General features: G+C 41.6%; 7 protein-coding genes. 6 read left to right on the top strand and 1 reads right to left on the bottom strand.

Annotated elements, in window-relative coordinates; genetic code table 11:
* Positions 1 to 4: 4 nt before the first annotated feature.
* A complete protein-coding gene (pabB, locus tag L1264_RS08235) occupies positions 5 to 1,348 on the bottom strand; it encodes an aminodeoxychorismate synthase component I (RefSeq protein ID WP_235403867.1) in 1,344 nt (447 codons plus the stop codon).
* Between the two features lie 181 nt (positions 1,349 to 1,529).
* Between pabB and L1264_RS08230 the strand changes: the two genes are divergently transcribed.
* The 6 genes from L1264_RS08230 to L1264_RS08205 all read left to right on the top strand — a co-directional run bounded on the left by L1264_RS08230 (position 1,530) and on the right by L1264_RS08205 (position 12,554).
* The gene (locus tag L1264_RS08230) at positions 1,530 to 3,056 is read left to right on the top strand and encodes a fumarate hydratase (RefSeq protein WP_062570698.1); all 1,527 of its coding nucleotides are present in this window, start codon (positions 1,530 to 1,532) and stop codon (positions 3,054 to 3,056) included.
* A gap of 404 nt (positions 3,057 to 3,460) precedes the next feature.
* Complete coding sequence (locus tag L1264_RS08225) at positions 3,461 to 4,501, top strand: Leu/Phe/Val dehydrogenase (RefSeq protein ID WP_135924167.1); 1,041 nt, start codon at positions 3,461 to 3,463, stop codon at positions 4,499 to 4,501.
* A gap of 127 nt (positions 4,502 to 4,628) precedes the next feature.
* On the top strand, positions 4,629 to 5,285 hold the full coding sequence (locus L1264_RS08220; protein WP_268833816.1) for a CatA-like O-acetyltransferase: 657 nt from the start codon (positions 4,629 to 4,631) through the stop codon (positions 5,283 to 5,285).
* A gap of 163 nt (positions 5,286 to 5,448) precedes the next feature.
* Entirely contained in the window at positions 5,449 to 8,349 is a 2,901-nt protein-coding gene (locus tag L1264_RS08215) for a ligand-binding sensor domain-containing diguanylate cyclase (protein ID WP_199525814.1), read from the top strand.
* Positions 8,350 to 8,437: 88 nt separating this feature from the next.
* A complete protein-coding gene (locus tag L1264_RS08210) occupies positions 8,438 to 9,262 on the top strand; it encodes a M90 family metallopeptidase (RefSeq protein WP_199525812.1) in 825 nt (274 codons plus the stop codon).
* 106 nt (positions 9,263 to 9,368) lie between these two features.
* Entirely contained in the window at positions 9,369 to 12,554 is a 3,186-nt protein-coding gene (locus tag L1264_RS08205) for an amidohydrolase family protein (RefSeq protein WP_199525810.1), read from the top strand.
* Positions 12,555 to 12,575 lie beyond the last annotated feature (21 nt).

Raw genomic sequence — 12,575 nt, 5'->3', positions numbered from 1 at the left:
ACTTTTACTTTAATAAAGGCAGTATTTTATTTACTTTATCGTAAGTTTCTTGGTACTCCAAGTCGACCTTTGAATCAGCCACTATGCCACCGCCAGCCCAACAATAGATAGCACCTTGATGGCACACTAAAGTACGAATTGTGATACTGGTATCCATATTGCCACAGGCACTTAAATAGCCAATTGAACCACAATACACACTACGGCGATGTGGTTCGAGCTCTTCTATGATTTCCATAGCGCGAATTTTCGGTGCTCCGGTAATTGAGCCACCCGGGAAAGCGGCATGAATTTGGTCAACGGCATCTTTACCCTCGGCTAATTCTGCGCGCACTGTACTTACTAAATGATGTACCGCAGGAAAGCTTTCAATGGCAAATAGCGATGGCACAGTCACGCTGCCAGGACGAGCCACTTTGCCTAAATCGTTGCGCAATAGGTCAACAATCATGACATTTTCTGCACGGTCTTTTTCAGATTGTTGTAAGCGAGTTGCTTGCGCTTGGTCTTGTTCAGAGTCAGCCAAACGTGGCAGGGTTCCTTTAATCGGCTTGGTTTCAATTTGCCCTTGATTTATCGAGATAAAGCGCTCAGGTGAGATAGATAAAATAGCGCCATCTGGGTGATTGATATAGCTTGAAAACGGTGCTTTATTCGCTTCTCGAAGTTGTTTATAGGCTTGCCATGTTGAACCTGAAAACTCAGCTTTGAATCGTTGTGCAAGGTTGATCTGGTAACAGTCACCGCTTTTTAAATAAGCTTGAATTTTCTCAAACTTTTCGCTGTAGCTTGCTTTGCTCATGTTTGACTGCCAGTCGCTTTGCAGCGCAAACTCTGCACTTGCTGGTGTTTCGTTAAGATGCTGCTGGTATAGCGCTAAGCGATTGTAATTTGGCTGACAGACGTAAAACCAGCTTTGTTGTTGCTTATCAAAAATAAGGGCATCAGGATAAAGGCCAACAGCCATTTGCGGCATGTTAATGTCGTTTTCGGCATTACTCGGCATGGTTTCAATCACACGGCCTAAATCATAACCAAAATAGCCAAGCCAACCACCCGTAAAAGGTAGGTTATTCGTGCTTGGTGCGTGATTAAATTCCTGAAGACCCGCTTTCATTAAACTAAAACAATCACTCGATTGTTGCTTACCGTCGATAAAGCACTGATTTTCGTGCACCTCTAATTGCTTTAGCGGCGCAATGGCAATGATATCAAAGCGACTATTTACATGTTCACTGTTAGCTGAATCAAGCAACACGGCATGGGGCAAATGAGCAAAATGAGTAAATAGCGCGATGCAATCACCGCTTAAATCTAATTTAATGCACAAATTTTCATCGTTTATCATCTACATTGCCCTGAATAACTAGCCCGAAACGGGCGAGGAGGGTATCATAAGTTAAATTTGATTGGCAGCGTTATGATTTCCTTTATAGTGATGCCATGACTAACCCGTAGAGTAAATCTTCGTCACCGGTTTACTCAGGATCACGTACAGCGCTACGCGATAAAAACTTAAGGAACCCGTAATGAGTACAATTCGTCAGCAAGACTTCATTGATAGCATTGAAGATGCATTGCAATACATTTCTTTTTATCACCCTCTCGATTTCGTACAAGCCTTAGAAAAAGCTTACAACAAAGAGCAAAGCAAAGCGGCAAAAGATGCCATTGCGCAAATTTTAATTAACTCTCGTATGTCTGCTGAAGGTAAACGTCCACTGTGCCAAGATACCGGTATCATTACCTGTTTTGTAAAAGTAGGTATGGATGTTAAGTGGGATAAAACAGACATGACTGTACAGCAAATGGTTGATGAAGGTACACGTCGCGCATACTTAAACCCAGATAACCCGTTACGCGCATCAATTGTTGCAGACCCTGCTGGTACGCGTAAAAACACCAAAGACAACACACCTTCAGTTGTTCATATCGACTTAGTGCCAGGCGCTGAAGTTGAAGTAATGGTGGCAGCTAAAGGTGGCGGCTCAGAAAATAAAACGAAAATGGTTATGCTTAACCCATCTGATGATGTGGCTGCATGGGTTGAAAAAACATTACCAACAATGGGTGCGGGCTGGTGTCCACCTGGCATGCTAGGTATAGGTATTGGTGGTACTGCAGAAAAAGCCGCGGTACTTGCTAAAGAATCATTAATGGATCCGGTTGATATTCATGAGCTGATTGAGCGTGGCGCAGAAACAACTGAAGAAAAAATGCGTATCGATATCTTCGAACGTGCAAACAAATTAGGTATTGGCGCACAAGGTCTGGGTGGTTTAACAACAGTTGTTGACGTGAAAATCAAAACTGCACCGACTCATGCAGCATCAAAACCAGTGGTAATGATCCCGAACTGTGCAGCAACTCGTCACGTTCACTTCACGTTAGATGGTTCAGGCCCAGCTGATCTTAAAGCGCCGAAACTTGAAGATTGGCCAGAAGTTACGTTTGAAGTAGGTGAAGGTACACGTCGTGTTGATTTAAACACACTGACTAAAGAAGACACGCAAGAATGGAAGATGGGTGAAACGGTTCTTCTGTCTGGTACTATTTTAACGGGTCGTGACGCAGCACATAAACGTTTACAAGATATGATCCAATCAGGTGAAGGTTTACCTGAAGGCGTTGATTTTGATAACAAGTTTATCTACTACGTTGGCCCTGTTGATGCAGTGGGTGATGAAGCGGTAGGTCCTGCAGGCCCTACAACTGCGACACGTATGGATAAATTCACTGATATGATGTTAGAAAACACTGGCATCATCGGTATGATTGGTAAAGCAGAGCGTGGTCCTGCAACAGTTGAATCAATCAAGAACAATAAGTCTATTTACTTAATGGCGGTAGGTGGTGCAGCTTACCTTGTATCTAAAGCAATCAAAAAAGCACGTGTAGTGGCTTTTGAAGATTTAGGTATGGAAGCAATCTACGAGTTTGAAGTAGAAGATATGCCAGTAACGGTTGCTGTTGATAGCGAAGGTGCGAATGCGCATACACAAGGCCCTGCTATTTGGAAAGCAAAAATCGAAGAACTTGATGGTAAATTAAAATAATCATCCTGTAAGTCTTTTAATAAAAAACGGCGCATCTGCGCCGTTTTTTTTCAGCTCTGACCAGTCTCGGCTATTTTCTCTGCATGCCCTTAAAAAGCAGATACTACTTAGCTTTATCGGCACATTTTCCTTGTCACTTTTTCTTTACGCTATACTTTACCTTTACGTTCACGTAATAAAGTTGGTGATGTTAATATTTTGTTTTGAATTAACAATGCTCAATTCAAACTTTGGTTGGTATATTTTTTCTTTTATAAGTTGTTTTTTGAGTTGTTATTTCTGTCATTGAACTTTGCTTAGTTTTATCATCTCATATAGTGGTAAGCGAGCATATGAAGTGATAAAGTCTCGGCAATTTCAGCGCTCACACCCCTTAGGGTAAGAAAATTTCGGAGTATTTAACTGTGGCTGTATTTAATAAAGTCGACTTTGATAACCACGAGCAAGTGGTATTTTGTTCAGATAAAGAATCAGGCCTAAAAGCTATTATCGCGGTTCACAATACCAAGTTAGGTCCAGCTGTTGGTGGTTGCAGAATGTGGGATTACACAACAGATGAAGATGCTGTAACAGATGCACTTCGTTTATCAAAAGGTATGACGTATAAAAATGCTGTAGCACGTTTACCATTTGGTGGCGGTAAGTCAGTGATCATCGGTAATGCTAAAGAAATTAAATCAGAGCAACTTTTCCGTGCATTTGGTCGCCAACTAGAGCGTTTAAGCGGTAGCTACTATTCAGCTGAAGATGTAAACATCACCTGTGATGATGTGGCTATCATGAATAAAGAAACGAACTATGTGCTAGGTCTTGAAGGTAAAAGTGGTAACCCTTCACCATTTACAGCGTATGGTACATTTTTAGGTATTAAAGCAGCTTTACAACATCAACGTGGTCATCAAGACCTCGCTGGTATCAAAGTAGCCGTGCAAGGTTTAGGTGCCGTGGCATATGGCCTTTGTAAGCACCTGCATGAGGCAGGCGCAACATTATTTGTAACAGATATCAACGAGCAAGCTGTTGAGCGCGTTGTTAACGATTTTAACGCAACGGCTGTTGGTATTGATGAAATCTACGACTTAGATGTTGATGTTTATGCACCGTGTGCACTGGGCGCAACGGTAAACGATAATACCATCCCTCGCTTAAAAGCAACGATTATTGCTGGTTGTGCGAATAACCAATTAGCAGAGTCTCGTCACGGTGAGATCATCCGTGAAAAAGGTATCTTATACGCGCCAGATTACGTTATTAACGCTGGTGGTATCATCAACGTTTACTACGAAACTGCGCCAGAAGGTTATAGTGCAGAAGCTTCAACTAAGCACGTTGAAGGTATTTACGATACCTTAACTGAAATCTTTGCTCGCTCAGAGAAAGAACAAAAATCAACACATTTAATTGCCGATGAACTAGCATTAGAAATCATCGAAAACGGTTTATAATTAATTAAATTAGTTGTTCAAAAAGGTGCGCAGGTCGCACCTTTTTTTGTGCTCGTAATTTGTCGCAACTAAGTGACGAAGCCATTTTAACTCGTTAAACTCGATTTTTAATCTTCGAGGGTCTCTTATGGATACAGCACTTTGTGAAATCACACCGATTGATTTAGATTCTTGGCCTCGAAAGCAACATTTTGCTTTTTTCAGTGAATTTTCTTTACCTTATTTTAATGTCTGTGTTTCGCTTGATATGGCTGCGCTTTATGAAAAATGTAAAAAATCGCCGTACTCATTTTTTCATACATATGTATACCTTACTTTGGAAGCGTGTCATGACTACGCCCCAATGCGGCAACGTATTATAGATTCTCTACCGGTACAACTGTCATCGGTACGAGGGAGTGTGGTTGAGCTTGCTGATGATGATACGTTCCGATTTAGTTATTTTGAAAAACAGACGTCGATTGAAGCGTTTTCTAAACATGCTATTGAAGTGGGAAAAAACAGTAAAGTACAAGCTTTTTTCTCTGATGCATTTGCTGCAACAGAAGGGCAGCCAGACCTAATTCATATCTCAGTGCTACCATGGTTAAACTTTACTGGTTTTTCGCATGCGGTAAGTGAAGGTCACGGACTTGGTATTCCTAAGTTTGTATTCGGCCAGTTTGATTCAAAAACTGGAAAAATGCCTCTGTCGATTGACGTTCATCATGCCTTGATGGATGGACTTCATGTAGCGCAGTTTTTGAAGGTACTACAAGAAAAAATTACAAATTTTTGTAATTGATTGTTGCTAAATGTGATTAAAGTAAGTAAAAATTGCAACTAATGTAGTATTTTAGCAATTCGCTTAATTAAGTAAGTTGGTTCCATTCGGGGTTTTGCTTAACCCTGAACCTATAAAACTACATCACTGAAAAGAATGATAATAAATATCAGGGTCTTAGTTTATGGTGCGGGTAGTTAGCTGTATTTTACTTTTCTTGTGTTTCAATGCTTTTGCAGATTCTGCACGCCTCTCTCTCAGTGATTATTTTACCGAGACTTGGAGTACACCGGCAGGCCTTCCACATAACAGCATAAATTCAGTTACACAAACAAATGACGGTTATATTTGGATAGCAACTTGGGAAGGGCTCGCTCGTTTCAATGGTCGTGAATTTAAACTTTTTACCCGTACAGAAATCCCCGGCTTACCTGACTCTGGATTGCGTAGCCTTATTCCGATGGATAATGGTGATTTATATATAGTTGGTGCACGAGGTGGTATTGCACAGCGAACTCAAGGGCAATGGCGCGCTTTAGCAACATCGTCAGCTATGATAAATCATGCACTTATAACTGAACAAGGTGAGATTTGGCTTGCCCTCGAAGGAGAGGGGATTGCTTATCGGGCCGCAGAGCATGCACCTGAACAAAAACTACTTGATAAATTGAGTGTTTATCGCTTGTTGCAAGACCAAGAGGGCGTTATTTGGGCGGCAACCAGTGATGGCTTGTATCAAATTATAGATAACAAGGTTAGTAAGGTTGGCCGAGATTCAGGGTTGCCCGACGCCTCCGTGTTTACTTTACTACTAACGAATTCGGGTACCTTAATTGTAGGCACCGAAAAAGGTGTATGGAAAAAGCAACAAGACAAGTTCACTTCTGTTGACCCCGTCCTTAATAAAGAATCTATCTCTAGCTTACTTGAAGATGCACATGGTGATTTATGGTTTGGTACCATTAATAAAGGGGTGTTTAGGTTAAGTGAATTGGGTTTAGAAAATTTAGCCGCTGACGATGGTTTACCAAATAATCGCATCTTATCGCTAATGCAAGATCGTGAAAAAAGCATTTGGGTAGGAACTAACGCGGGCTTATTTCGATTAAGAGAAGCCCCTTTTACAAATTGGAACAAGAGTAGAGGCCTGGCATCAAATTATGTTCGTACGGTGCTCTCTCACTCAGATGGCAGCTTATGGGTGGGCAGTAGTAACGGCTTAAATCGTATTGAAAATGGTGAGTTAACAACGCTTGAACAAGCTAACGACAAAGACCCTTTATCAGTTTTAAGCCTTACCGAAGATAAACAGGGAGGTGTTTGGCTTGGTACTTATACTGCGGGTTTAATGAAAGTTGCAGATAACAAAATTTATCCCGTTAAAAATCGAAGTAATGGTCTTATTAGTAACGAAGTTCGCGCGGTGCTATTTGATTCGTCTGATAACTTGTGGGTTGGGACTGCAGGTGGGTTAACTAAAATAGATACCTCAGGGCAAACATATTCATATACAACAGTCGATGGTTTAGCTGGCGACTTTATCATGGCCCTTGCTGAAGATGCTTATGGCAATATCTGGATTGGCACAGGCGTTGGCGTATCTATCTTAGATTCAGCTTCTGGACAAATCAGCTCATTAAAATTTCCTGATCAGTTTAGCACTGAGTATGCATTCGGTTTTTATTTGGATGGCGATATAATGTGGCTCGCCACAGACCGAGGGCTAGTTCGCTACAACCTCAGCACAGATCAAATGAGTTTGTTTGGCCGAGAGCAAGGTTTACCCGTTGATAAACTGTTCCAAGTGATTGAACAAGGTGATTCACTTTGGCTTACCAGTAATCGCGGTGTCATTCAGGTTAACAAATCACAACTCAATACGTTATTAGATAACCCAGCTAAACCAATGGACGTTTCCATGCAGCTTTATGACGAAGGCGATGGCATGCTAAGTGCGCAAGCGAATGGTGGCTCAAACCCTGCTGCGGTAATACATTCTGATGGTCAAATATGGGTTGCGACCGCTAAGGGCGTTGCTATTGCAGCACCAGAGCGCTTAAAAGAGGCCAGTAAACGCCGTTTGTCGACTGTAATAGAAAGTTTTGAGGTAGATGGTAAATCAATGCCTTTAACTTCTGATACTGATTTTATTAGTTTGCCGGCAGGTGTCTCACGTGTGTCTTTTAATTACGCAGGGCTTAGTTTTATTATGCCTGCTCGGCTTAACTATCAAACTCAATTAAGTGGGTACAATCAACAATGGGTAGACCGGGGGCGTCTGACCATTACCGAGTACACAAATTTACCGCCAGGTGAATATACCTTTAAAGTGCGCGCAGGCTACCCAAATAGTGATTGGCAAAATAATGAGCAAGTATTGCATTTTAAAATTGCTCCTTATTTTTGGCAAAAAACCAGCTTTAAGTTATTTATCTTAATTGCCGTTCTTCTTACCGCGTATGTCATTTATAAATATCGACTATATCACTACAAGCGAATTGAAATCGAATTAACGGAAAAAGTTGAACAGCAAATGCATGAACTAAAAACACAAGCTGATGCATTTGCCCACTTAGCAAACCATGACCAATTAACGCAATTACCGAATAGACGCGCCTTTGATAGTTGGTTAGCAAATAACTTTAACCAGTTTCAAGATGAGGATAAAGCGCTCAGTATTGCGATTATGGATATTGATCACTTTAAACAGATTAATGATGATTTCTCTCATTTAATCGGTGATAAGGTGATTTGTGAAATCGCACGATTATTACAAATGAGTTTTCCAGATGAAGGCTATGCTGCACGATGGGGAGGTGAAGAGTTTACCTTACTATTCCCGCACAAAAATGCTGAACAAGCAGCACTGTTGTGTGAAAATATACGTTTACAGATAGCTGACTATGACTTTGCTGATATCGCAACAGGACTATGTGTTACGGTGAGCTTTGGTGTTGCAGATAATTCAAAAGTCACTGACTATGATCGATTACTATCTAATGCAGACAATGCCTTATACAGTGCTAAAAATAGCGGCCGCAACAGGGTTTTCATGCATAATAAGGGTTGTATGACACCAAGTTAAGGTTTTTGAAAATAAAAAGTGTGCAAACAATTGATCTTTTTTGGTTTGCACACATTAAAGTAACAAGACTGTTTTTTAGGCGTTAGTAATGCTAAACCTGTTGTTGTTAGTTTTTTTAATTATATTTATTGTCTGTTACTGGCGCTGGGATGACATCCGTAACCACTTTTGGCAGAAAAAATACCTTAATTACTCCCTCAATGCTCAGCAAAAAAAACTGCTATTAAACTATATGCCCATCTACCAAAAGATGACGGATGCAGACCGTGAAAAGCTGGAGCGTCACATTGTCTGGTTTTTAAATGAAAAGCGCTTTATTGGCTGTGATGGCCTTAAACTTAATGATGCAATGAAGCTGATTGTAGCGGCCGATGCCTGTGTTTTAGTGCTTAATAAACCTTGGCCCCTGTATCGCAATGTAAAAGAGATCCTTTTATATCCAAGCGCTTATTATGCGCCGCAAACCTCCCGCGATAATGCAGGGCTCGTAAGCTATCACAATACCGTGCGCCAAGGAGAGTCTTGGCCGGGTGGAACCTTAGTACTGAGCTGGCATGATGTTCTTGAGGGCAATCGCTTACCAAGTGATGGACATAATTTGGTGTTTCATGAATTTGCTCATCAACTCGACCAAGAAACAGGGCAAACCACAGGCACGCCATTGCTTTCGAGTAATGAGGATTACCAAAAATGGGCGAAAGTATTTAGCCGCGCATTTAATCAACTCAAAACCCACTTAGCCTATGGCATGCCTCATGTTATTCACAGTTACGGGGCAACTAATGAGGCCGAGTTTTTTGCTGTTATCACCGAAACCTTTTTAGAAAAACCTGCAGAACTCAGGCAGTTTGACCCAGAAATTTATCATTTACTGGTTGGCTTTTATCAGTTTGATCCGATTGCGTGGCATTAGTCGTCTATTTACGTCTGTTTAACACGTATTGCTGGAATCTTGCTATGCTATTTGGTGCAATCTTAAAAGTGTGCATATAAGCAAAACAATAAAAAGTGAGATTTCAATGAAGAAAATGCTTCATACAGCGCTTGCTGTATCGATTTCACTTGCTCTATCAGGGCAAGTGGCTGCAACTGAGCAATCAAATGATGACAAATGGCAAGTAGATACACCAAAAGGCCAATTCCTAGACGCTAAAATTAGTGTTGAGCAGGGCACGTGGATGAACGTAGATATTAGCCCTGATGGTAAAACAGTGGTGTTTGACCTACTCGGCGATATTTATACCATGCCAATGTCAGGTGGCACAGCAACGCAATTAACCAGTGATATTGCATGGCAAATGCAACCACGCTTTAGCCCTGATGGTAAGCACATTGCGTTTACTTCAGACCAAGGAGGTGGCGACAATATTTGGGTTATGGATTTAAATGGTGAAAACCAAAAAGCCGTAACGAACGAAACATTTCGTTTGTTAAACAGCCCAGCTTGGAGCCCAGATGGCGATTATTTAGTTGCGCGTAAGCACTTTACAGCAAGCCGCTCTTTAGGTGCTGGTGAAGTATGGCTTTACCACAAAGCGGGTGGCAAGGGTGTGCAACTAACTGCACGCGAGAACGACCAAAAAGACTTAGGCGAGCCAATGTTCTCACCTGATGGTCGTTATGTTTATTTCTCTCATGATGCAACGCCGGGTAAAACATTCCATTACTCAAAAGACTCTGTAGCGGGCATTTATAAAATTAAACGCTACGACCGTGAAACCGGCGAGATTGAAACAATTATTGATGGCATGGGTGGGGCTATACGACCGACACCTTCACCAGATGGTAAAAAACTTGCGTATATCAAGCGTGATGATTTCCAAACAAGCTTGTATTTATATGATCTCCATACCGGTAAGCATACAAAGCTTTATGGTGAGCTTGAGCGCGATATGCAAGAAACATGGGCTATTCATGGTGTATACCCGACAATTGCTTGGACACCAGACAACGAACAACTAGTATTTTGGGCGGGAGGGTCAATCCATAAGTTAGATGTGGATGATAAGTCTGTCTCGACTATTCCATTTAAAGTTGAAACCAATAAGCAGATTCAAAAAGCAGTGCGCTTTACACAAAATATCGATAGCGATAATTTTGATGTGAAAATGCTGCGTAATGTACAAATTTCACCAGATGGTGAAACAGCTATTTTTGAGGCGCTAGGTCATATTTATAAGCGTGATTTAGAGTCTGGCAAAGTAAAGCGTCTGACTAAGCAAGACGATCACTTTGAATTATTTCCGCAGTTCTCTCGTGATGGTAAGAAGATTGTTTACACCACATGGGATGACAACGAGCAGGGCTCAGTTCGTGTTGTGTCTGCACGTGGTGGTCGTGGCGATACTATTACCAAAGAACCAGGTAAATACGTAGAGCCAACATTTAGCCCAGATGGCAAAACGGTTGTTTACCGTAAAGCGTCTGGCGGCAGTATCCTTAATCCAACATGGTCATTAGAGCCAGGTATTTACTCAGTAAGTAATAAAGGCGGTAATTCAACACTTATCACTAAATCAGGGTATCAGCCGCAATTTGGTGCAGCGAATGACCGAATTTATGTGATGAGCCCTTGGCCAAAACCAACATTAAGTGTTGTTGAGCTGGAATCAAAACAAGTTCGTAAACTTTATGAGTCAGAGCATGCAACAGAGTTTAGAGTATCACCAGATGGTCAATACCTAGCGTTTGCAGAACGTTTTAAGGTATTTGTTACGCCATTTGTTGAGCGTGGCAAAACCATTAATATTGGACCGAAAGATAGCCAATTCCCAATTGAGCAGCTTTCTGTTCGCGCCGGTGAAAACATCAGCTGGAGTGGCACAAGCGATAAACTTTATTGGAGCCTAGGACCAGAGTTATATCATGCAAGCCTAGCGGGTTTATTTGATATTAACCAAAATGCAGAGACTGACTTTAAAGTTAAAAGCGGCGATAACATCGGTTTTACAAAAACCATGGCCGAGCCTAAATCAGTATTTGCGTTAACTGGCGCACGTATTATCACCATGAACGGTGAGCAAGTCATTGAAAACGGCGTTATTGTTACTGATGGTAAGCATATTAAAGCGGTTGGCAGTAAAGACAGTGTTGCTATTCCTAAAGGCGCAGAAGTCATTGATGTAACCGGTAAGACGATTATGCCGGGTATTGTTGATGCGCATGCTCACGGCTCGCAAGGCAGCGATGAGATCATTCCACAGCAAAACTGGAAGAACTTAGCGGGCTTAGCGTTAGGTGTAACAACGATTCACGATCCATCAAACGACACCACAGAGATTTTTGCTGCAAGCGAAATGCAAAAAGCGGGCATGATTGTCGCTCCTCGTATTTTCTCAACGGGTACCATTTTATATGGTGCAAATATGCCAGGTTATACATCGCATATTGATTCGTTAGAAGATGCTAAGTTCCATCTTGAGCGCTTAAAGAAAGTGGGCGCGTTTAGTGTTAAATCATATAACCAACCACGTCGTGAACAGCGCCAGCAAGTTATTGAAGCAGGTCGTGAACTTGAAATGATGGTTGTGCCAGAAGGCGGTTCATTACTACAGCACAACTTAACCATGGTAGTTGATGGTCATACGGGTATTGAACACTCAATTCCTGTTGCCAATATTTACGATGATATTCGCCAGCTTTGGTCACAAAGTGATGTAGGTTATACGCCGACACTCGGTGTAGCATACGGTGGTATTTGGGGGGAAAATTATTGGTACGATAAGACCGATGTGTGGAATCACCCGCGCTTAAGTAAGTTTGTACCAAAGAATCAGCTTTTACCTCGCTCAATGCGCCGTGTTAAGGCGCCCGATCATCACTATAACCACTTTAACAATGCCCGTGTTGCAAAAGAGCTGCAAGACTTAGGTGTATTAGTGAACCTTGGTGCTCACGGTCAACGTGAGGGGTTAGCAGCACATTGGGAAATTTGGATGTTTGCGCAAGGTGGTATGACGCCACTTCAAGCAATTCGTGCAGCAACGTTAGACCCTGCTAAATACATTGGCCTTGATAAAAATATCGGTTCTCTAGAGCCTGGTAAACTTGCCGATTTAATCGTTATTGACGGTAATCCGCTAACTAACATTCGTGATACAGATAAAATCGATTACACCATGATCAATGGTCGTTTATTTGATGCTGCAACCATGAACGAAGTGGGTGAGAAAAAACGCGAAAAGTTATATTTTGAAGAAATTTAACTTAGCGGAAATCTAAACTGA

Origin of the sequence: Pseudoalteromonas sp. APAL1 (assembly GCF_021532475.1) — a bacterium.
In the GTDB taxonomy this organism is placed as follows: domain Bacteria; phylum Pseudomonadota; class Gammaproteobacteria; order Enterobacterales; family Alteromonadaceae; genus Pseudoalteromonas; species Pseudoalteromonas lipolytica_C.
This window is presented reverse-complemented; position numbering and strand designations above follow the sequence as displayed.